The organism is Parashewanella sp. 2210YD4-3, from assembly GCF_056591735.1.
The window spans coordinates 139,902-162,092 of the sequence record NZ_JBWQOG010000007.1; the positions used below are offsets into that span (position 1 = coordinate 139,902).

Sequence of the window (22,191 nt, forward strand, 5' to 3'; positions counted from 1 at the left end):
TCATAGGTTTAATGTAGCAGAGCTATACTTATTTCAAAGCAAAATATGACGTTAGATAAATAAATGGCTGTAAGTGGCGTTCAGATTTCACCCAGAATAGACTCAAGAGAAACACCTATTGATGAGTTACCAAGAGCTATTCTTGCAAACGGCATTAGCGTTGCGGCTAGAGCTGAAGGTGGAATATGTGGATTTATGATTATTCCAGATACTGGTGTTTTAACAGTAAAAGTTGAATATAAAGATAAGTATTACAATTATTCTGTAACATTTTTAAATAGGGAGGTTCTATCGGTTGCACCTGCTGATAACAGTGCAAAAATGTTTCAGGTAATGATGGATTTTTTCAAACAACCAATCAAAGCTCAAGATAAGGCTTCCTGTAGTGAACTCTTAAAAGAATACATTGCTAATCGACTAAAAGTAGCTAGAGAGTTTGAGGATGAATTACTGTGGTATGAACCTGACAATGAGCTTTTGACTGGGATTAAAGAAAGCAATACCGTCCAAGTTGATCAAGGAAAGGGTGACAGTATTGAAGTAGGAGGTGATGTATTGGAAGAAACGGCAAGTTATAAAAAGTTTGAGGTTTCAAAAGCAGTTAAGAATAAAATCAATAGGGGGAGAGTCCCCCCCTACCAATAAATGATTTAAAGACCTGCCAAAAAGCTCATTACTTCATCCATAGGTATATCTTGTTTCTCACCCGTTTTACGGTTTTTGTATTCCAATACACCATTATCAATATTACGGTCACCAATCACAATTGTGTGTGGTACACCAACCAGTTCCATGTCGGCGAACATGACACCTGGACGTTCCTTGCGATCATCGAACATTACTTCAACACCTAGATCTGTTAGATCTTGATAAAGTTTCTCTGCCAATTCTTTTACGCGGTGAGATTTGTGCATATTCATTGGTAAAATACCAATTTTGAAAGGTGCGATAGCATCCGGCCAGATAATGCCACGGTCATCGTGATTTTGTTCAATCGCAGCAGCCACAATGCGGCTAACACCTACACCGTAACAGCCCATAAGTAGCACTTGTGATTTACCTTGCTCGTTAAGTACGGTTGCATTCATCGATTCTGAGTACTTAGTACCAAGCTGGAAGATATGACCTACCTCAATACCACGAGCAAAGGCATATTTCCCACCATCAGGAGCTTGTTCTCCTTCCACTACGTCACGAATATCTGCCGCTTGGGCTAATGGTAGATCACGCTCCCAGTTGATGCCGAAGTAGTGCTTGTCATCTATGTTTGCTCCAGCACCAAAATCACTCATCACTGCGACACTGTGGTCAACGATAATTGGCAAGTCTAGATTAACAGGGCCAAGAGAGCCTGGACCTGCACCAATCACTGAACGAATTTCTTCTTCAGTTGCAAATTCAAGTGGAGAAGCTACTTGGGCTACTTTCTCTGCTTTGATTTCGTTAAGTTCATGGTCACCACGTACTAATAAAGCAACATAAGGTGTATCTTCTTCAGAACCTTTCACAATCAGAGTCTTGACGGTTTTCTTGATGTCTAAATCAAACTGTTCAACAAGCTGAGCAATGGTTTTAGCATTTGGTGTATCAACTAAGCTCATTTCTTGAGTTGGCTCACTGCGCTTTTCAGTTGGCAATGGAGATTCTGCGCGCTCAATGTTTGCTGCGTATTTTCCATCAGCAGAATAAGCGATCAAATCCTCACCGCTTTGTGCTAACACGTGGAACTCATGTGACATCGCACCACCAATTGAACCTGAATCAGCTAAAACTGGGCGGAATTCTAACCCTATACGAGACAGAATGTTGCTATAGGCGTTGTGCATGGATTGATAAGTATCATCCATGGTTTCTTGATCTAAGTGTAAAGAATAAGCATCTTTCATTATAAATTCACGAGCCCGCATTACACCAAAGCGTGGACGAACTTCGTCACGGAATTTTGTTTGAATCTGATAAAGATTCATAGGCAGTTGCTTATATGAACTGACTTCTTTACGCACAATATCCGTGAGTACTTCTTCATGAGTTGGACCTAATACAAAGTCACGGTTATGGCGGTCTTGGAAGCGAAGCAACTCAGGGCCGTACTCAACCCAACGCCCACTTTCTTGCCAAAGGTCAGCCGGTTGAACCATCGGCATTAAGACTTCTTGAGCCCCTGCTTTTTCCATCTCATCACGTACAATCGCTTCGACTTTACGAAGTACTTTCAGGCCTGTCGGAAGCCAGCTGTATAAACCAGAAGCATTAGGGCGAATTAGACCAGCGCGAAGCATAAGTTGATGGCTGATCACTTCTGCGTTAGCAGGTGTTTCTTTTTGTGTTGAAAGCAGGTATTTGCTGACTCGCATTCACATTGTCCACTAGAAGTTGAAATGGGCGTTATTTTAACATTTCGTTTTTGCTTGTCACTTAAAGAATTGAGATTAATCATGATTCATAAAGCAATACAAGCTCAGTGTAAATTATTAGAATTGTCCATAAGGCTAATTTTAAAGAGATATTATGGTAGCAGGTACAAGTGAAATAGATGTCGCAGCTTCTTATGATAAGACCAAGTTTATTACAGCTGCTGCTCAAAGCTATAAAACTCATCCGGGCAAAATTTCATTTGTTTTCAGTAAAGAAATGTATGAGTTTGATTGCGAGAAAAAGGACCGTTGTTATGTAGCTGAGGGTTTTCATCGAACCAATAATGGCGCACAGCCATTGTTAGCTGTTGATGAGATGAAAAATCAATACATTATTGAAAGGCTTAACAAGGGTGATGAATTTCTTAATGCAGTAAAAAGGGGGCAAACTCCAGCTGTTGTAGAGTATATTTCTGAAGGTATAGATATCCATTGTGTCGATAAGGAAGGAAGAACGGCACTGCACCTAGCTTGTAAGACAGGTTGTATAGGTACAGTTAGGCTTCTCCTTAACCATGGAGCGAATGTTAACAGCTGCGATCAAGCATGCCAGACTCCATTAATGCTTGCTGCTAATGCCCGTAGCCATGAAATAGTAAACTTGCTATTAAAACAGAGCGAGCTGAAGGTAAATGCAAGAAATAGAAATGGATTTACAGCTTTTTCGATAAGTTGTTCTCGACAAAGTATTGCCATCGCTTCTGCATTAATTGGCAATAACGCTGATGTCAATTTAGGCCCTGAAGGTGACAATTGTGCAAGTGCTAATTTTAATCTATTTGTTGAGCCTGACTTTTATGGGAATGGATTCAAAATAAGCTTTATTGATTTTGTAGCCCAAAGCAGTCATGAATTACTAGTTGCCTATTTACAATCTGAAAAGGATAAAATTAGTGCTCCTCTCTATGCATCAGTATTAACTAGGGAAATGGATAAAGGGCGCTTTCACAGAGTAAAGCTTCTTTTGCAGCATAAACCTGAAACACTCTTTCCAGCATTTGAATCTGGTGCAACGCCACTTATGCATATGATTCAAAATAAGTATGAAGATATAGGTATACTCACAAAGTTGTTAGAATGTGAAATGAAACGAGATGTGATTTATAGAGATGCCGCTAAATATTCATTTTTCAACGAACTGATGTGTGGATTTGATAATCACAAAGAAAAGGCTTTTATATCCGAAATGCTCAAGTATGGAGGGCAACTTCAAAAGCTTTTTGTAAGAACTCGTTTTTTGGGGGCAGCAGAAACTCGAAGCGATCAAGATATCAAAGCATTAGTCACTTGCGGTTCACCAGATGTTGTTGTTCAATTTATTGAATCTTGTCCATGGCTTCAAGAAGCAGAACAAATGTTTGTTATCTTCGAAGAAGCGTTAGCACTTAAGTGTACCTATTTATCGACTAGCCTAGTAACCAAGTTTACTGCTGCTAAAGATGAACTGAATAAGCCTGAAAAAAGTGGTAATACACGGCTTCATAGAGCTTGTAAAGCTAGTGCTCCCAAAATGGTTGAGAAGTTACTTGACTTAGGCGCTGAAACGGCTAAACCAAACAACGATGGAAAGACCGCATTTCAGCTTGTTAAAAATCCTGAAGTACAGAAAATAATGTGTGACAGAGCCCTTGAACAGGCAACAGGGAATATAGGAGAAGGGCTCGAGGATGAAGATTGGTTAGTGTTTGACTAAAAGGCAATCTATTTCTACAATTTATTCCGCCTATCACCAATGATTTTCGCAGGGTTACCAGCGACGATGGCGAAATCTGGTACATTTTTAGTCACAATTGCCCCCATACCAACCACAGCTTGATTTCCAATGATTACACCATCAACAATACCAGCTTGAGCACCAATCCAAACATCATCACCAATTACTACGCCCTTGGATGCTACTGCTTGTTGGTATATAGGTGAGTCTGGCGACATACCATGGTTAAAAGCATAAATCGTGACATTGTTGGCGATACGAGTTTTATCTCCGATAATGATGCCAGTCTTGCCCCCGTCTATGGAGCAACCATGATTAATGGCAACTTCATTTCCTAATTTTATCGGCCCATGGATAAAGCATTCAGCCGCAATCATACACTTGTCACCAATACTAATTTTTCGACCTGGCTCTGCAAATAAGTTGGCTTCAGGGGCGATAAAACAGTTTTGGCCAATCTCGATGGTTTCAAGTTGCATAAATTGGTGTTGCACTTCTTCTTGCCAAGGTTTAGCCCACTTCAAGTGTTTATCTTTTAAAGAAAAATATAACCATGGCATATATGAAAGACGTTTTTTATGCTGAGTTTGATAATCAATGGGCATAGGTATGGAGATAGTGCGTAAAGTGCGCTTATGGTAATGAACATAATCGATAAACACAACTTGGGCGCGGCCTAGGTATTAATTAAGCTTAACTTGTACTATTTCTTGGAAGACATAATGTACTGACTTAAAAAGGTATAGAAGTCAATGTGTGACTTGTGGGGTTTAGAGTTAAAGTTAAAGATCAATCTACTTTTGACTCGGGCACTATAATTCAAACAGATACCTGATAGCTTTAAGGGTTCTGCTATGCTTTTTATATTATTGAAAAAATAAGGCTGAATTTTGGCTCGAATTGGTAATCAAACTCAAGTTCCCAATACATCTTATGAGAGTGAACCAGAACGATTCACTCAAGAAAATGATGAAAATATATTGAGGGATATTCGCAGCTTTTCACTTTTATGGAAAGACATAATCAAGCCTGCACTTCCTCAGGGGGGAGATAAGAGCGATTACCGCACACAAGTGTCGAAAGACGTAATGGAACTGCTGGAAATAGAATCGAAAGAAGCAGCAGAGCAAAAAATTGCTGAAATGGATAAGTATTTCGAAGGGAAGCTTAAACTATCTTTAGAATTAAAGCAGCGTTACGGCGACAAGGATGGTTATATACTTGTTCTTAAGAATGCAGGTGGACAAGAAATACAAAGGTTTTCCCACGTTAAACTTGAGCAGTTTCCTCTGGCTCATTCTTGTGAGGTGGTATCGGGTGAACGAATACCTGAAACAGATAAAATATCTATTCCCGCAGAGTGGAAACAAAAAGAGTCACCTAGTTCTTTATTGCAAAAGAGAAGCTTAGCTCAAAAAGCATTAAAGGTTCAGCATTCGACAAAAAATTCACCGAGATCCAAGACTAAAAATGCTACTTCAAAATATGTGGCCGATACTGCGAAAAGTCCATTCAAAGAAGAGAAGTTTTCTAATAGGTTACCAGACACTAGAGCTTCTATTACCGATATCAAAAAAGATCTTGCTAAAAAAATGCTACGAAGTGGATTGGTTGCCTCTCAAAACCAATTCGACGCACTGTTTTCTCGGGTAGATTTTGCTTTATATACAGAACAGCAATTGGCAACACGATTGGTCATTTATCAAAAAATTCAGCCTACTCAGAAAGATGATTTACTCGATGAGTTTTTTGGCTTAGTTCTTGATGCTCCCTATTTTGATTTACCATCAGATCAAATTGGAAGAGAGTATAGCCCGTTAGCACTTGTTGCCAAAGAGGCTCATACCAAAATAACCAGTAAAATTAATGTTATTCCCCAAGTCACCGATGCACACAAAGCGATTGAATTTGGCGTAACACCAAAAGGTGCAGGTTTATATAACTGGGGAAGTACCTGTTTTATGAATAGCGCCTTACAGTTATTAAGCATACATCTGAAGCTGTCTGGTGGTGTAGCACATCTAAAACATGGCATTCCTTTAGCCGCTGCCAAAGATATTGTATTGAAAGCGTTACCTAGCAATGATTTCAGCGGCATAGATAAAAATTTAGGGCCTGAAGAAACAGATAGGGAAAAAGAAAAGATTCAAATCGAGCGAGCTAAGTTAATTGATCATTGGGCTAAAAGCATTTCAGAAATGCCTGAAGTAGATCTGGTTTCACAACCCGTTAGAATTCCCGAATACCCAAATGTTGAGCTCTCTGAAAAATTAGTTGCGCTTATACACTTTAAAAATGAGTTTTTAAAACTACAAGAAAGACTGCAAATGGATGTAACCGATCCAGAAGCGATAGCATCTCCCGCGGAGCAACAACAAGATTTTTTAAAGGCTTATCTTCATTTTGCACGAGTCACTAATCGATTAAACTCTCTATATATACTCGCTCCAGAACCTCAGGAATTCATTTTTGCCAACATTCCCCAACAGGATCCCCAAGAGTTTCTTATGGATATTATGGATATCTTCGGTTTGACTCTAGCCAAAGGAAGTCATATCCAAACGAGAGAAGTCTTGCATCTAAATACAGCCGATGGAAGAACACATTTGACATCACGTTTTGCTCCAACGCCAAACCCCTTAGCGATGGCCAACGCTCCAGTAGAAGGCAGTGTGGTGACATTGGACAGCTATTTGGAGCAGTTTAGTAGAGAAGAAGAGTTACAAAAAGAAGAGGCTTTTCACTGGGATGATGGAGTGTTAGAACGACATAAGGTGAAACCTGAAAATGTGATAACAACCAAACAAATAAAATTCCATGCAGAGTCTTCGCCGCCCGATCAATTCTTAGTCCAATTAAAATTGTTTGAAAAGGCTAGTACCAAACCAACTTGTATTGTGCAAGATGGGAGAGGTCGTCAACCTAAGAAAAAAGATGTTGGATTAGAAGTGATACATTCATTGCTGGAAAACGACTGTAGAGTTAAAGTGTCTATGCATATTGGGGAGAAAACTGAACCTATAAATGTAGAATATCAAGTTGTTGGGATATCCTGTCATGCAGGTTCCGGTATTCGAATAGGGCATTATACGGCATTAAAATTCAACCCTGATGGCAGTGTGGTTTTTCTTGATGATGATGTTGCTGTAGATTGGCGAGATTTTTATAAAGCTAGGAATATGAATCGTTCAGTTAACAACCTTAATGAGTTTTGCGAGCAAAGAGAGCTAAGTGGTTATTTGTACTCTCTAAAGAGAGTAGATGCTAATTGAGGTTTTAGGGCGTGTTGATCTTTCGTGTTTATTTTTGCAGCGATAAATTGGTTATCTTATGCAAGGCAGAGTTTGTGAAGTGTGGCAGCCCCCACATAAACAAACGATAACGTAGCAGAAGTGACCAATTTACGCTGTCTTCGATGCTTTTGAGCACTTCCTGTTCTGTGTTGTGACCAGTTTACTTAGATGGCTAAGCTTCACTGCTCACGCCTTGAACAGAAAAGTGCTCAAATAGCACAAAATTTAATCCTGAAAGATCAACACGCCCTAACATCTATCGACGATACAAAAATCTGACCATTTAAGGCTTTCCAGCCGATATTGTAGTTATATAGAGAAATAAAATAATCCTTATCATCATGCTTATTTTTCTTATAAGCAGGACGAGGATCTTGCGATAAAACCTGTTCAATTAATCTTTTAAATTCATCTGCATTTTTCATACTTTTAAATGCAATTAAACACTCTTGGCTGAAGTTTACGAAGCAGAGTTCAGGTGATTTTTGTGCCATGCCTGCTTTGGCATTGGGTAAACTATCAGAGAAAGGCAGGTAAGGCTTAATATCCAATATAGGGGTGTTATTAACTAAGTCCATGCCAGAAATATCCAATATTACTTGGTTTGCTTCTAGTCGAACTTGATGCAACCTAACCACCGATTGACCTATGCCGTTAGGGCGAAATGTGGAACGAGTAGCAAATACACCTATTTTTTCATTTCCCCCAAGCCGTGGCGGGCGCACTTTAGCTTTGAAACCTTGCTCAAGATTTTCATGAAAGCTAAACAACAACCAAAGATGTGAATATTGCTCAATACCTTGAACAAAGTCAGGGTGATTGTAATCGCCTGCTAATATAATTTGACCTTGTGCGCCTACTAAACCGGGCTGTCTTGGAATGCCAAACTTTTGTTTATACGGTGTTTGGCAAAAGCCAATAGCTTCAATTTGTTGTGAAAACACTTAGTTAACCTTGGCTCTGAATAATGAAATCATTGTTATATGGTCGTACTTTGGTATTAAATTTTAATCTACAGAGCTAAGGTTGCTTAACCTTAATCGCTTTACCTGTACACACTACTTGGGTTAAACACTCCGGTGTTGGGGTTGCTAAATTAACGCAGTGTTCGACGATAAACCCATTAGCTCCTATATCAGCAGCTTTGCGTCGAGCATCTGTTCTTGCATCTGCTTCGGTTGCGATTTTATTGTTACTGGACTGCTGACAATCTTCTCCATTCACAATTTTTATAGTTTGATAACTTTTAGGGGCGGGGTGTGCTTTGTCGTACAGTGTCACATCTGCGGCTTTAAAATACTCTTTAATTGAGTCTTTACTGATGTTGCTATTAAATGCGTAGTTACCTGAACATCCAGCAAGAAAGAGAGGAAGAAAGATGATGCACTTTTTCATGTTGACCTCAATGGGCATAAAAACACAACATGCCTGAAAATACAGGCATGTTGTTTCAAGTTGAAGCGATATCCTATCGCTTCAAGTACTTTTGATAAAGCTGATTATGACGATTGTTTAAATCAACTTTACGGCCGTCGATGTAGAGTTGCTCTACTTTTCCGGAAGCTTGATCGAGTATATCGCCCTCAGTGATGATAAAACTTGCCTTATATCCTTTCTGTAAAGAACCAATATCTTTTAGATTTAGAATATTAGCGGCATCAGCTGTGATGGATTTAAGGGCTTCTTCCTTGCTTAAACCATGACTTACGGTTTGACCTGCTGCAAAGGGTAAGTTTCGGGTATTCCAATCAGCTTTAATCGCAAGAGCAAAAGGCACTCCTGCTTGTTTTAGTAAGCTAGGTACTTTAAAGGCTTGATCTACTGGGTCGTCATTGCGCTGTGGTAAACTAAAGACATTGGTATAAATGACTTTGGCTCCAACTTCCTTCAATGATGTTGCCACTCGCCAAGCATCATAGCCACCGACAATGACTAGTTTGAATTTATATTTTCTGGCGATGGCGATAGCTTGCTCAATCTGCTTTTGCTTATTAGCATGGACATAAAGCTGGCCTTTCCCATTAAACAGTGGAAGCATACTAGCTAACGCTTTATTGCCTTTTACATCATGGTTAGTTTTGTAACTCAAATAGTAGCGATAGCCATCTTCAAAAGCTTGATGCACTTCACTTATTTGCTTATTTAGGCTTTCTAACTGTTTTTTATAAACTTTAGGATCTGATGAGGCCCAGCGAATTGACGGCCAATACAGGTTCATCTGCGGTCCAGTTTTAACCAGAGCATCATCAATATTCCATGCATCTAAATTCACAACGATGGATTGGCCTGCAATCCCGTTACCTGTCGGTATCACTTGGGCGTAAGTGATACCGTTTCTACGAACCGTTGGAATGATTTCAGAGTCAGCGTTATAAGCGACAGCGGGCGACAATTGAGGATTAACAAAGCCGACTTCACGATTATCGACGCTTTCTTTTACAGCATTAACTTCGACTAAACCAAGGCTGGTACTTAATGCAACCAAACCCGGATAGATATGTTTACCAGTAAGATCAATAACTTTAGCTGAATTAGAATTTAAATCTTGGCCGATTTCAACGATACGACCATTATTAAATATCATGTCACCGTTTTCAATTACACCGTTCGCCGCTGTGTGAATCGTGGCGTTTTGCAGCAAAACCGCTTGCTTTTGTTTTGCTGTCGGCACAATATCACTTGCGAATGCAGCCGCTGAAATCATTGAAGCCACTGAAAATAAACTGATAGTTAAAAGATGTTTTTTCATTGTTCTTCTCCTTAGTGGCTGTGGTTGTGGCTTTTATCCCAAGCATGGAAAAGCGTATCACAATGCCACTCAGGTTCTTTGAATATAGGTGCTTCTGATTTTGACTTCATTTTAGTGCCACTTGTCAGTATTTTTTGGATAAGAGCTTGGCGCTCTGTGGCAATTTGTTGCTGCTTGTTCTTGTCTATTTCAATATCAAAGTAGCGTTTGCCGTCAACCCATACTTTTTCTGCTTTTGCATACACTGAAAGTGGATTGTGACTCCATAATGCTAAGTCAGCTTGTTTACCTTCTTTGATTGAACCAACGTACTCTTCAACGCCAAGTTGTTTCGCTGGGTTGATAGTAACCATATTCCAAGCATCAATTTCACTCATATCACAATAGAACATTGATTTAGCGGCTTCTTGGTTTAGGCGGCGCATCATTTCTCTATCATCAGAGTTAACACTCGTGAGTACACCTTTTTTGGTCATTAAGCAGGTGTTTTGTGGAATCGCATCGTACACTTCAAACTTATAAGCCCACCAGTCTGAGAAAGTAGAGGCACTAGTGCCGTGCTTAGCCATCTCGTCAGCAACTTTATAACCTTCCAAAATATGAGTGAATGCTTTTACGGTAAATCCGTATGCATCAGCCACTTTCAAAAACATTAGAATTTCAGATGCAACGTAAGAATGAATATGAACATCACGTTCTCCATTAATCACTTGGTTAACGGCTTCTAGACGATAGTCCTTTCGTGGTGCAACAATTTTACGTTTAGAACTACGGCGTAAATCGTCGTAATCTTTTTTAGCTTGTTCATATTCAAGAGCGGAGTCCATAGTCTCACGGAAAAGGGCATCAACCCCCATTCGGCTTTTAGGGAAGCGACGGGAAAACTTTTCACCCCAATGGGTTTGTTTAACGTTTTCACCCAAGGCGAACTTAATACTTGGATTGGCTTCTTTGAATTTCAATCCTTCAGCAGTATCGCCCCAACGAAGTTTAATGGTTTGCGCTTGACCACCGATAGGGTTTGCACTTCCATGAAGCAATTGAACAGTCGTTACACCGCCGGCAAGAGCACGGTAGATGTTTATATCGTCAGGATTAAGCACATCTCCAATACGAACTTCAGAGGTTACAGCATGAGTAGCCTCATTAACCCCGCCGTTAATGGCAATATGAGAGTGTTCATCAACAATACCAGCCGTTAGATGTTTACCTGTAGCATCGATAACAACGGCTTTTCTAGGGGTTTTTAGCCCTTGACCGATTTCTTCAATTTCACCGTTTTTGATCAGTACATCAGTATTTTTGAGAATGCCAGTGTTTTCAGATGTCCAAACGGTTGCGTTTTTAATTAATACCGTTTCTTGCTCTGGTAATGCATCAAGCCCAAACGCGACATTTGGGTGAGTGGTTTTGCTGACAAAGTTGGTTTTCCCATTAGAGTCCTGAGGTTTTTTGGAGGTTAGAGTTCCTGAGTCAGTATCTAGTTTGATACGTTTAGCGGTAACAGGGTATTCAGAGCCATCAGCAGTTTCCATTCGACCAGTTAATTCTTTGCCATCTAGCCATAAGACGAATCGTGTCACGCCTTGATAGTCAGCACCAGAAAGATCAGCGATAAAGGTTAATCGTTCATTGTCGTATTTGACTTTATCTAACTCAATTTGTTGTTCACCACTAGACAGGGAAGCATCAAGCTTTGTGCCTTTTTCTAATCCCAGATCAAAATCGATTTGGTTTAGAGTTAGTTGATAATTACCGACAAGATTATCTAGGCCACGATCATGAATTTGCGTTTCTTTACCCTGCAGCCAAACACTGTAAATTTTTCCGCTGTCGAACAAGTCACCTTTGGATATCACAAAGTCAGCTTTGTAACCCGGCTCTAATTTACCCGCTATGTCTGAAATGTTAGCCATCTCAGCTGGATTGGTTGTCAAGGCTGCTAAAGCATTTTGCTTTGATAATCCAGCGTTAATTGCTTTACGGATATGCTTCCAGAATGCTTTTTTATCACTTCCAGATAAGGTGAAAGCAAATGAGATATCAGCTTTTGCTAGTGCCGCTGGATTTGATGATGCACGTTCCCAATGTCTTAACTCTGCAAGTTTGACATCTTTTGCTGCGTCACTATCCGCCACATTAGGGGCATCAGGAAACTTTAATGGTAAAATGATTGAGTAATTTAAGGCTTTGATTTCATTGATTCGGCTGTATTCATTACCTGTACCCACGATCGTAGGTGTCAAATCAAACTCTGCTAATTCACGAGCTGCACGCAGCTGGTTATTAAGGTTATTGGTTTCGAAAATAATGTGTTGTTTGTGTAAATTTCCTAGTTTTTCATAGGCAGCATTAAATTCGATTTCATTTGGTTGTGAAATCGTGCCCGGTTTGTTGTAATTTTCTTTATACCAATTAGCGTCTGAAAGCGTTTGACGGATTAAAGCGATACTGCCCATTAGCGAACCGGGGTAGTCCTGCTTTGAGCTCCCTTTGTTGAATGACATAAATTGATGGCTTCGAGCTTGGTAAATCACCTTGTTTGGAATGTCATTTTCCAAAGATAAGCTTACGCCACGGCCACGAAAGATACCGTCTAACTTTGCCGATTGAACACTGGTAAAGCCATTGTTTATCCATGTTTTGGCGCTTTTTTCATCTGGCTTAATATACGAAAACCATTCTTTTTCAGCATGGATAGCATCATTTGAAGCATTGCCACCTATGCGGTCATTAAAATAAATAGGCTTAGTTTGCTTGGTTTCTGGAAAGCTATAGTCGATACCGTATTGAGTATATGGGTCAATAAAACCGGGATAAATGGTATAGCCAGATAAGTTAATTTCTAGCGCCGCTCTGGGGATATCATTATCTTCAATAATGGCTTTAACTCGGTCGTTTTCGACCAGCAATGTAGCGTTTTTAACAACTTTACCCGGAGCAACAAAAATATTGGCGTGAGTCAGAGCGGTAAGTTTATTGTTCGCATTTGGAGTAAGGACACTGGCGAAACTGGATGATGACATTACGACTAGCGCACTGGCGCTTATCACTTTGTTAATATTTATCATTTTTCCGTGTGATGTTTGTTGTAGGTTGAGCTAGGATACTGCAAAGGCAATAAGGAAAAGAAGTTTTTTTGTAACTTTTTATTATCAATAAAATTGTTCTAAATATTTCAAAAAAATAAGGCATAAAAAAGCTCGATATTAAATCGAGCTTCATTGTTGTAAGCAATAGTGAAAACTGAATTACTTAATCAAGAATTCTTCTATATTTCGGCCGTTATCAATTTCATTCTTGAATACAGTTGGCATTCTGCCTTGTCCGGTCCACTGAATAAGTTGTCCATCAACAGTGATTTCATATTTAGGTGGACGAGGTGCACGTTTTTTAGGAGCGGCTTTTACTGCACCAAGATCTTCTACAGATAAACCAATCGCTTCCATTTGCTGGCGAATTTTTTCAATTTCAGCATCTCTTTCAGCGTTTGCTTTTTTGAGTTCTTCTTCTAACTGCTCACGTTCAACAATGATTTTTTCCAGTTTAACTGCTACTTCTTTTAATTCTTCAACTGAAAGCTCTTTTACTGAAGCTTTAAATCTACGACCATGAGTTAATATTTCTAAAAAATCGTTCATTACTCGCATTCCTATTTATATTTCATTAAATATTTTTACATATTAATAATGCATTTGAATTGGGTCAACTGAATCTTAAATATCATTTTTGTTTTTTTAGACCGGTCACTACTGATTCTGTTTTAAATCAGGATTAAGGTTTATTTAGAAACGCAGGATTTGCTATTAAATGCATTTTAAAACAGTGAAATATATCTTAAAGTTTTAATTTTAGAGGAAAGCTTACAAATCTAATGCTTTAATTACAGATGCAATAATGTAAATAGGATCTAAAAATGGCTTCAGGTACTTCAAGAACTCAAGTTGGTAGCGTAGAAAATCTGCAATTGCATAACTTAGCTCACGGACAAGATCGAAAAGCTAAAGTAAGCGTTGAGTTACAAGGTAAAACGGTTGCTTATGAAGTTACAGTGCGAAGAGACGTAGATAAGTTAAATGTACTTTGTAAATACTGCAAGAGTGGATTTATTGATCGCACAACTAGCTCCACCATTCAAGAGGGGGAAAGGACATTAAAAGCCTATGTCGTTTCATCTGAAGCGCTGGATAATAGATCGTTTTTTAGCACTTTTTATACACTGGGTATGGAAGAAAAACAAAAAGCTATTGAAGCCTGTTCGTCAGATAAGATGGTTCAACTATTAGCTGATCCAAAAGTTAAATTAGAAGGTGATGTTGTTGTTTATATTCTTGCTAATCTTTTAGTTGATAATGGACATAAGTTAAAAGAAGTTGCTTCTAAAAGCCCTTTAGCGATATCTAGACTTATTTCAACAACAGAATGGCAACAGCAATCTTGCAGCGTTAAAAAAAGCTTATTAGCTCAATTAACAAAAGAACAATTGCAAAATGTTATGAAACAAGCTTCTGACGAAGAAAGGTTAAAAATAGTCAATGTTCTTTTTGATCCTGAAATCGACGATGATTTTGTGTTAATAAGTAACACGATTGCTTCACCTGAACCTTTAAGCACTGAACAATTATTAAATCTTAGCCATGAAAAACTATCAGATATTTTTGAAGACATTAAGTCATACGGTGGCTTAATTGACAAATTAACTACAGATGAATTGAAACAACTTCTAGATATTCTTACTGAGCCACATAAAAGTGAAGTTGTTAGCATTGCTATTAAAAAACTAGAAAGCCCTATAGAAAAAGCTCGACTGGCGTTATTAGTTCAGCATTCTAAACCTTCAGCAGAGTGGGCTTCTGTTTTAGAAAGCTTTGAAGAAAGTATGTTTGAAGAGTTTTTTGAACATCTTCTGAGCGGTAAATTTGGAGACAAAGAACACCTCAAAGAGATACTTAAGGTTATAGTAAAAAATGATAAATTAAGACACCAATTATTAAATGGTGGATTGTCACAATTAAGTCGTAGTACAAAAAATGTTTTGGGGGTTCACCTAGATACAGAGTCTACCAAGTTATTATTGGAAGAGTCTATTTCGAAACAATTATCGGTTTCTGAATGTGCCTCTCTTTTGGTGATTAAGCGAAGTAAACGAACGAATTCATTTGCTGAGACTAAAAAAAGGTTTGAGCTGGAAGATTTAAAAGGAACTTGCTCCTTTGAAGTGGAAGATATTCAGCGTGTTTGGAAATCCGTTGCAGCTGATAATAATCAATGGGCAGCTTTGCTTTATGTCTGTCAGCCTACGGTTTCAAAACAAGTTGTGATTTCTTTAATTGAGCAGAGTTCAGAAGGAGGAAGAAACCCGACTTATCCCTTTCCTTATGGTGCCGATGTAACATTTCGTCACCCTGAGGATGCATTGCAGCTTTACCCAAAGTTATCCGAAGAAACATGGTTAACTTCATTGTTATACCCTAGTAATATGCTCCAAGTTCGGGGCGCATACTCATATGCAAGAGATATACGTCCACTACTAAGCCATATAGACAGAGAAGAAGTCAGTGCTTTATTTCAAAAGCATCCAGAGTTAGAAACTCAAGCACTAATAGTGAGACAATTATCTCCAGAGCAAGTTGGCCAATTTTTATTTGATGATAGGCCTGATTTTGAACAATTTATTTCACTTCCTCCATCGATTCAACTTGATTTATTGGCTAAATCCGATGGATTAACTCTGACCGTAACAGATATGCTTAGCAAAGCTAGTCAGGAAAAAGCTAAGAATTTTAAAGCTCTTCAAACGGAGTTTTACAATCGGTTTCAGCAACGGAAACTTAGAGAGTCTGCAGATTTGATTGCTGCTTTTGAATATCATACTGAAGAAGCATTACAGCTGATGAGTCAACTAACTCCAGAGAAACAGTTCGAACTATTGAATATGATTTTTCTGTTATACACAGATAGAGCTAAATCTTTTATTAAATCATTAAATCAATCGCAAACGTTTATTCAGTTGGTATGCGAGAATATGGACGCTTCACTTTCCATTCTTAAAGGAATTTATGATAGAGATACATTCGAATTTTCATTATATGTATATGAAATTCCGACGAAACAGCGTGAAGAACTCAAAGGCATGCTTGAATCGAAGTATCCAGCACTTAGAGGGAATCTTGATTCCTATTTTAACGATGCTAACTAATAGAAAAATTTTCCTTAGGGTTAACGTCAGAAAGATAACGGAAAAGGCGTTATTGATATTCCCCCTATCTAATTAAGTTTTCCTTTTTTGTGAAGTGATGAGAAAACTCATTTCAATAGTACTCGCACTTAACCAACAAGGTTGACGTTTACGTTAACTAGCATTAAAGTGTTGTCAATTCCCATTGGCTTTATGCTGATGATACTTAAAAAGACATTCTTCTGTTAAGGAAACTCCATGAAAGTATTGGTACCCGTCAAGCGCGTCGTTGATGCCAATGTAAAAGTCAGAGTGAGTGCTGACAATACAAAGGTAGAAACCGCTAACCTAAAAATGGCCATAAATCCATTTTGTGAAATTGCAGTAGAAGAAGCAGTAAGATTGAAGGAAGCTGGTATTGCTACTGAAGTAGTGGTGGTCAGCGTTGGCCCTAAAGTGGTTCAGGAGCAAATCCGTACCTCTATGGCGTTAGGAGCTGATAGAGGTATTCAGGTTGAAACAGATGCTGAGCTGGTTCCACTATCTTTAGCCAAAATTCTTAAAGCCGTTCAAGAAAAAGAAAATGCTGAAATTGTTATGTTTGGTAAGCAGTCTATTGATGGCGATAATAACCAAACAGGGCAAATGTTTGCTGCATTAACGGGAATGCCGCAAGCGACTTTTGCATCTGAAGTGAAAATTGAAAACAATCAAGCAATCGTTACTCGTGAAGTTGATGGTGGTTTACAAACTTTATCAATGCCATTGCCTGCGGTAGTGACAACAGACTTACGTCTTAATGAACCAAGATATGCCAAGTTACCTGATATCATGAAAGCAAAGCGTAAGCCTTTAGAAGTGATAGCTATTGATGACTTAGGCGTTGCTCTTAAAGAGCATCAAACAGTACTGAAAGTGAATGCTCCCGCAGCTCGTGAAGCTGGTGTGATGGTTTCTTCTGTTGAAGAGCTAGTGGAAAAACTACAGAACGAAGCAAAGGTGATCTAAATGGCAATTTTAGTATTAGCAGAACACGATAACGCAAGTTTAAAACTAGAAACAGCTAAAACAGTTGCTGCAGCCAATGCTTTACCTGGTGATGTGCATGTTTTGGTTGTAGGTCACCAAGCTCAAGCCGCTGCTGAAGCGGCTAAAAGCCTGTCTGGTGTAAGTAAGGTAATTTTACTGGATGATGCTGTTTATGCATCACAGTTGGCTGAGAATGTATCTAAAGCTGTTTTAGACATTGCATCAGATTACGATTACATTCTGGCTACCGCTACGACTACAGGTAAAGATGTATTACCAAGAGTTTCAGCACTGTTAGATGTTGCTCAAATTTCTGAAGTCGTTGAAGTGGTTTCAGAAGATACTTTTGTTCGTCCTGTATACGCAGGTAATGCGATGGCAACGGTACAATCACACGACGCTAAAAAAGTGATGACGGTTCGTGCGAGTGCTTTTGATGCCGTAGCCAATGATGGTAATGCCGAGTTGGTTACTTTGTCGAATGCTATTGAGGCGAGCACGAAGTTTGTTTCTCAAGAGTTAACTGAGTCAGAGCGTCCTGAATTAACCAGTGCTGGTGTGATTATTTCAGGTGGTCGTGGTATGGGAAGTGGTGAAAACTTTGCCATTCTTGAACAACTGGCCGATAAATTAGGTGCTGCGGTTGGTGCATCACGTGCAGCGGTTGATGCTGGCTTTGTTCCAAACGATATGCAGGTTGGTCAAACGGGTAAGATTGTCGCTCCAGATCTGTATATTGCAGTAGGTATTTCCGGTGCGATTCAACATCTAGCTGGTATGAAAGATTCAAAAGTGATTGTGGCTATCAACAAAGACCCTGAAGCGCCAATTTTCCAAGTTGCAGATTATGGTTTAGAAGCTGATTTATTTAAAGTGCTTCCAGAACTTATTGAGAAACTCTAAATTTTCGTAATTTATTGAAATAAAAGCTCTATCTTAATCTGTAGATAGGGCTTTTTTGTTTTAAGGGTTAACATTATTTAATTACGTTTCTGACAAATTAGTCGTTATGCTCTGACATTACTTATGTTCTACAAAAGTAAGAAAGCTGTATGACGATACTTTCCTATGCTGATTCACCGTTATCTATTTTCCCACCTGTATTGGCCATTACTCTAGCTATAATAAGTCGTCGAGTTTTACTCTCTTTAGGTGCTGGTATCATTGCTGGTGGTTTGTTGATTTGCAATTTTTCAGTGCTGCATGCAGCGAAATACATAGGTGCAACAGTTATAGGTTTATTTTGGAGTAACGGCAATATCAATACTTGGAACATTTACATTCTATTGTTTCTAATTTTGTTAGGTTTGATGACAGCCGTTATGACCGTCAGTGGAAGTGCAAAGGCATTTGCACAATGGGCACAAAAGCGGGTAAAGAATCGTCGTGACGTTAAAGTGCTCACTATGATGCTGGGAATTGTAATTTTCATTGATGATTATTTTAATAGTTTAGTCGTAGGCTCTGTCGCGCGTCCTTTGACGGATCGATATAATATTTCCAGAGCAAAACTGGCTTATGTATTGGATTCTACAGCTGCACCAGTATGTGTAATTTCACCCGTTTCAAGCTGGGGGGCGTACATTATTGCATTAATTGGTGGCATTTTAACTAGTCATGGCATCCATAATATGAGTTATTTGAGAGCATTTGCCACGATGATCCCTATGAACTTTTATGCCATTTTCTCTTTGTTATTGCTGTTTTGTGTTTGCATGTTCGGACTTGATGTCGGCTCTATGAAACAACACGAATTGAATGCTCAAAGAGGAGAGCTATACGATCCAATTAAAGGGACTCCACCTGGCAGCATTACTGAATTGCCAGAAGAACAAAACGGGAAAGCATCTGGGTTGTTTATCCCAATAGGAGTATTAGTTTTCGCTACTGTTTCGTTTATGATATTGACTGGCAGTCAACAACTTCATTCGGATCACCTTGCTTTTTCATTGATCGGGGCGTTCGAAAAAACCAATGTCAGTTTATCCTTAGTACTCGGCTCTACGGTTGGATTGAGTGTGGCGTTGTGGTTTGCCATAAAGCAGAAAATGCCAAAACAAAAAATTTGTTTGGCATTAATGGATGGGTTTAAATCCATGCTGCCTGCACTTTATATTTTGGTGTTTGCTTGGACAATTTCTGGAATAATTGGCCAATTAAACACTGGGAAATATATGGCGAGTTTGGCTTCGAGTAGTATTCATTTCTCATTGTTGCCGGCAGCTATGTTTGTTTTGGCTGGGATCACTTCATTCGCGACAGGAACAAGCTGGGGGACATTTGGTATCATGCTTCCAATTGCAGCGGATATGTCGATGGGAACTCATGTATCTATGATGCTGCCAATGCTGGCTTCAGTGCTTTCAGGTTCTGTGTTTGGTGACCATTGCTCTCCTATTTCAGATACCACCATTTTGTCTTCGACTGGTGCCAGCTGCCATCATATAGATCACGTTACGACTCAATTACCATATGCGTTGATGTCTGCCACGATCACCATGTTTGGGTATTTAGTATTAGGGCTAACAGAATCCGTTATTTGGGGGATTGCCACTTGCTCTGTTTTATTTATTGGTTTGATCGCAATATTGAGATATAAAGCTTCTAAGTCATGATATGAATTAAGTTTCTTGTTATCATTTCGCAACGATAATAAGAAAGGACCCTAGGCTATGGCTCAGCTTTATTTTTATTACTCTGCAATGAATGCAGGAAAATCCACTTCTCTACTTCAATCATCTTATAATTATCGCGAACGGGGAATGAACACCTTAGTGTTAACGGCAGCTATTGATGACCGTTATGGTGTAGGCAAAGTGGCATCACGAATTGGGCTTGAGACAGAAGCTAACATTTTTGGCGCTGATTCAAATTTAATCGAACTTGTAGATGCATCTTTAAAAGACCAAGACATACATTGTATTTTGGTGGATGAAAGTCAATTTTTAACTAAAGGGCAAGTTAAACAGTTAACTCATGTTGTCGATAACATGGATATTCCTGTGTTGTGTTACGGTTTGAGAACCGACTTCCAAGGAGAGTTGTTTACTGGTAGTCAGTATTTATTGGCTTGGGCTGATAAATTAGTAGAGCTCAAAACCATTTGTCATTGTGGCCGTAAAGCTAATATGGTGGTTCGACTTGACGGAAACGGTAATGTCATGAAAGAAGGTGAGCAAGTTGCGATTGGTGGCAATGAAAGCTACGAGTCAGTTTGTCGTAAGCATTATAGAGAGTTTATTTGGGATCAGTGATTCCTTTGAGAATAATATTCCTGAAACTGTTTTTGGGTTTCAGGAATTGAATGATCATTTTCAGAGTGATCGATTAGAACCCTCCCTAGCATAATTACTACCCAGTAATCATAAAAACTCCAAAAGAGCTTAGTTGCGCATTCAAATTCAACTCTATTAGATAAATTCAATTCTGAATGTGACTCTAGATAGTCAGTAACGATTAGGTTTTTATCACTTTCACTGAAATCGTGGTTTGCGATTAAAGAAGCTAGTTCAAACAGTGGGTGAGATTGGCAAGCGTACTCGAAATCTATGCAAATTAAATGTTCATTATTAATGAGTATATTATCTGGATTTAAATCCCTATGACAAAATTGAAGCTTAATATTTAAGCTTTCTATTTCATTTACCCATTTTTGAATCATAGACTTTTGAGCATCCAGTTTTGCTTTTAGCTGTTTCCATTGCTCGTATTCAGTTAATAAACCAGAGTTACTACTTTCAGACAGTTTATATGAAATAGACTCTGTTTGTTGTTGATAAACACGCCATTGACTTTCGCAAGTGATCGATTTTTTAGGTAAGGGCAGGGAAGCAAGTTTATTGAGAAGTAGCTGAATATCTTCTATGCCATAGCTTTTATTTTCAGGCTGTGGAAGATATTCACTTAGGTAATACTCATAATCTTGGCTTACCCAAAACAGCTTAGGTGCAAGTTTTGCTTGTTCGGCGATTTTCCAACACTCGATTTCATTTTCTCTGTCACAAATAAAGCTGGATTCTCTAGAATTGACTCTTAAAACGTAATCTTGTTTATGAGTGCGGATTAAATAATTTCGATTACTTTTGCCTGCGGTAAGTGTGCTGATCGACGTAATATCAGCACTAATATTGAGCATTGTGGGTTGTTCACAATGCCCTAGTGCTTTCAAAACTTCTGTAGGAAATACATTCATTAAACTGAGGCTTCAGCCATACCTTGCTTCAAAGAGTCTTTCCATTGCATATAACCAATTACCGCTAGGATAAGATATAAACCAAAGAGCACAGACGTTAGTATCAATTCTTTATTTATGTAGAGATAAATGGAAACTGAATTTATTACCAGCCAATATAGCCAGTTTTCCAACACTTTTTTCGCTACTAGATAAGTCGTGACTACAGCGAAACAGGTGGTGGCGGTATCTAAGTAAGGGTATGAAGCATGGGTGTGATTCGCCATGAAATAACCTAAGATAACTGAAACAAAACCTGTGACAGCAATAATGTGAAAATGTGTTTGCTTAGACCAAGAAACAACTTTAACGCCATGGCTATTATTTCCGCCTTTAGTCCACATCCAATAGCCATAAACTGCCATCGCGATGTAGTAAAAGTTCAGAACAGAATCCATTAATAGGGAGACTTTCCAGAAAATAATGGTGAAAATGAGTGAGCTAGCAAACGCCGCAGCCCAGCACCAAATATTTTGTCTCATTGCCAGAACTAAGTAAGCGATGGCAAGAATAACTGCTACGGCTTCCCAATTGGTCATTACAGCCATTTCAGACTGAATTTTTGTAAGTATTTCCATGGTTA

Annotated in this window: 17 protein-coding genes; 8 read left to right on the forward strand and 9 right to left on the reverse strand. The window is 38.8% G+C overall.

Annotated features, from left to right (window positions below; translation table 11 throughout):
• Positions 1–63: 63 nt before the first annotated feature.
• The gene (locus tag AC1EU0_RS12135) at positions 64–645 is read left to right on the forward strand and encodes a hypothetical protein (protein WP_480302705.1); all 582 of its coding nucleotides are present in this window, start codon (positions 64–66) and stop codon (positions 643–645) included.
• A gap of 5 nt (positions 646–650) precedes the next feature.
• Here AC1EU0_RS12135 and AC1EU0_RS12140 read toward each other — a convergent pair whose 3' ends face one another.
• Positions 651–2,354 (reverse strand): proline--tRNA ligase, encoded by a 1,704-nt coding sequence (locus AC1EU0_RS12140; protein ID WP_480302706.1) that lies wholly within the window; start codon positions 2,352–2,354, stop codon positions 651–653.
• 154 nt (positions 2,355–2,508) lie between these two features.
• Here AC1EU0_RS12140 and AC1EU0_RS12145 point away from each other — a divergent pair, with 154 nt between their 5' ends.
• Entirely contained in the window at positions 2,509–4,107 is a 1,599-nt protein-coding gene (locus AC1EU0_RS12145) for an ankyrin repeat domain-containing protein (RefSeq protein ID WP_480302707.1), read from the forward strand.
• 14 nt (positions 4,108–4,121) lie between these two features.
• Here AC1EU0_RS12145 and AC1EU0_RS12150 read toward each other — a convergent pair whose 3' ends face one another.
• On the reverse strand, positions 4,122–4,733 hold the full coding sequence (locus tag AC1EU0_RS12150; protein ID WP_480302833.1) for an acyltransferase: 612 nt from the start codon (positions 4,731–4,733) through the stop codon (positions 4,122–4,124).
• Between the two features lie 285 nt (positions 4,734–5,018).
• Between AC1EU0_RS12150 and AC1EU0_RS12155 the strand changes: the two genes are divergently transcribed.
• Positions 5,019–7,400: a ubiquitin carboxyl-terminal hydrolase gene (locus AC1EU0_RS12155; protein ID WP_480302709.1), complete on the forward strand. Its 2,382-nt coding sequence runs from the start codon at positions 5,019–5,021 to the stop codon at positions 7,398–7,400.
• Positions 7,401–7,660: 260 nt separating this feature from the next.
• Here the strand turns inward: AC1EU0_RS12155 and tsaA are convergent, their stop codons facing one another.
• The 5 genes from tsaA to AC1EU0_RS12180 all read right to left on the reverse strand — a co-directional run bounded on the left by tsaA (position 7,661) and on the right by AC1EU0_RS12180 (position 13,811).
• Positions 7,661–8,365 (reverse strand): tRNA (N6-threonylcarbamoyladenosine(37)-N6)-methyltransferase TrmO, encoded by a 705-nt coding sequence (gene tsaA / locus AC1EU0_RS12160; RefSeq protein ID WP_480302710.1) that lies wholly within the window; start codon positions 8,363–8,365, stop codon positions 7,661–7,663.
• A 76-nt stretch (positions 8,366–8,441) separates the two neighbouring features.
• A complete protein-coding gene (gene rcsF, locus AC1EU0_RS12165) occupies positions 8,442–8,816 on the reverse strand; it encodes an Rcs stress response system protein RcsF (RefSeq protein WP_480302713.1) in 375 nt (124 codons plus the stop codon).
• Positions 8,817–8,889: 73 nt separating this feature from the next.
• Positions 8,890–10,170, reverse strand: coding sequence for an amidohydrolase family protein (locus AC1EU0_RS12170; protein ID WP_480302715.1), 1,281 nt, complete (start codon positions 10,168–10,170; stop codon positions 8,890–8,892).
• A gap of 11 nt (positions 10,171–10,181) precedes the next feature.
• Complete coding sequence (locus AC1EU0_RS12175) at positions 10,182–13,241, reverse strand: amidohydrolase family protein (protein ID WP_480302717.1); 3,060 nt, start codon at positions 13,239–13,241, stop codon at positions 10,182–10,184.
• 180 nt (positions 13,242–13,421) lie between these two features.
• Positions 13,422–13,811: an H-NS histone family protein gene (locus tag AC1EU0_RS12180; RefSeq protein WP_480302718.1), complete on the reverse strand. Its 390-nt coding sequence runs from the start codon at positions 13,809–13,811 to the stop codon at positions 13,422–13,424.
• Positions 13,812–14,137: 326 nt separating this feature from the next.
• Between AC1EU0_RS12180 and AC1EU0_RS12185 the strand changes: the two genes are divergently transcribed.
• From AC1EU0_RS12185 to AC1EU0_RS12205, 5 genes are all read left to right on the forward strand, one after another.
• On the forward strand, positions 14,138–16,369 hold the full coding sequence (locus AC1EU0_RS12185; protein ID WP_480302719.1) for a hypothetical protein: 2,232 nt from the start codon (positions 14,138–14,140) through the stop codon (positions 16,367–16,369).
• A 237-nt stretch (positions 16,370–16,606) separates the two neighbouring features.
• The gene (locus tag AC1EU0_RS12190; protein WP_480302720.1) at positions 16,607–17,356 is read left to right on the forward strand and encodes an electron transfer flavoprotein subunit beta/FixA family protein; all 750 of its coding nucleotides are present in this window, start codon (positions 16,607–16,609) and stop codon (positions 17,354–17,356) included.
• Entirely contained in the window at positions 17,357–18,280 is a 924-nt protein-coding gene (locus AC1EU0_RS12195) for an electron transfer flavoprotein subunit alpha/FixB family protein (RefSeq protein ID WP_480302722.1), read from the forward strand.
• A 149-nt stretch (positions 18,281–18,429) separates the two neighbouring features.
• Entirely contained in the window at positions 18,430–19,992 is a 1,563-nt protein-coding gene (locus tag AC1EU0_RS12200; RefSeq protein WP_480302724.1) for a Na+/H+ antiporter NhaC family protein, read from the forward strand.
• 57 nt (positions 19,993–20,049) lie between these two features.
• The gene (locus AC1EU0_RS12205) at positions 20,050–20,631 is read left to right on the forward strand and encodes a thymidine kinase (RefSeq protein ID WP_480302726.1); all 582 of its coding nucleotides are present in this window, start codon (positions 20,050–20,052) and stop codon (positions 20,629–20,631) included.
• On the opposite strand, the gene AC1EU0_RS12210 is transcribed toward AC1EU0_RS12205, so the two are convergent.
• Complete coding sequence (locus AC1EU0_RS12210) at positions 20,625–21,569, reverse strand: phosphotransferase (RefSeq protein ID WP_480302727.1); 945 nt, start codon at positions 21,567–21,569, stop codon at positions 20,625–20,627. The two genes, AC1EU0_RS12205 and AC1EU0_RS12210, sit on opposite strands and share 7 nt — an antisense overlap.
• A complete protein-coding gene (gene pnuC / locus AC1EU0_RS12215; protein WP_480302729.1) occupies positions 21,569–22,186 on the reverse strand; it encodes a nicotinamide riboside transporter PnuC in 618 nt (205 codons plus the stop codon). Before pnuC ends, AC1EU0_RS12210 begins: the two co-directional genes overlap by 1 nt.
• Positions 22,187–22,191 lie beyond the last annotated feature (5 nt).

What these genes read in the sequence shown, in the direction of transcription:
- AC1EU0_RS12135 (WP_480302705.1), top strand. Translation starts at nt 64, where the DNA reads ATGGCTGTAAGTGGCGTTCAGATTTCACCCAGAATAGACTCAAGAGAA.
- AC1EU0_RS12140 (WP_480302706.1), bottom strand. Translation starts at nt 2,354, where the DNA reads ATGCGAGTCAGCAAATACCTGCTTTCAACACAAAAAGAAACACCTGCT.
- AC1EU0_RS12145 (WP_480302707.1), top strand. Translation starts at nt 2,509, where the DNA reads ATGGTAGCAGGTACAAGTGAAATAGATGTCGCAGCTTCTTATGATAAG.
- AC1EU0_RS12150 (WP_480302833.1), bottom strand. Translation starts at nt 4,733, where the DNA reads ATGCCCATTGATTATCAAACTCAGCATAAAAAACGTCTTTCATATATG.
- rcsF (WP_480302713.1), bottom strand. Translation starts at nt 8,816, where the DNA reads ATGAAAAAGTGCATCATCTTTCTTCCTCTCTTTCTTGCTGGATGTTCA.
- AC1EU0_RS12170 (WP_480302715.1), bottom strand. Translation starts at nt 10,170, where the DNA reads ATGAAAAAACATCTTTTAACTATCAGTTTATTTTCAGTGGCTTCAATG.
- AC1EU0_RS12175 (WP_480302717.1), bottom strand. Translation starts at nt 13,241, where the DNA reads ATGATAAATATTAACAAAGTGATAAGCGCCAGTGCGCTAGTCGTAATG.
- AC1EU0_RS12180 (WP_480302718.1), bottom strand. Translation starts at nt 13,811, where the DNA reads ATGAACGATTTTTTAGAAATATTAACTCATGGTCGTAGATTTAAAGCT.
- AC1EU0_RS12190 (WP_480302720.1), top strand. Translation starts at nt 16,607, where the DNA reads ATGAAAGTATTGGTACCCGTCAAGCGCGTCGTTGATGCCAATGTAAAA.
- AC1EU0_RS12195 (WP_480302722.1), top strand. Translation starts at nt 17,357, where the DNA reads ATGGCAATTTTAGTATTAGCAGAACACGATAACGCAAGTTTAAAACTA.
- AC1EU0_RS12200 (WP_480302724.1), top strand. Translation starts at nt 18,430, where the DNA reads ATGACGATACTTTCCTATGCTGATTCACCGTTATCTATTTTCCCACCT.
- AC1EU0_RS12205 (WP_480302726.1), top strand. Translation starts at nt 20,050, where the DNA reads ATGGCTCAGCTTTATTTTTATTACTCTGCAATGAATGCAGGAAAATCC.
- AC1EU0_RS12210 (WP_480302727.1), bottom strand. Translation starts at nt 21,569, where the DNA reads ATGAATGTATTTCCTACAGAAGTTTTGAAAGCACTAGGGCATTGTGAA.
- pnuC (WP_480302729.1), bottom strand. Translation starts at nt 22,186, where the DNA reads ATGGAAATACTTACAAAAATTCAGTCTGAAATGGCTGTAATGACCAAT.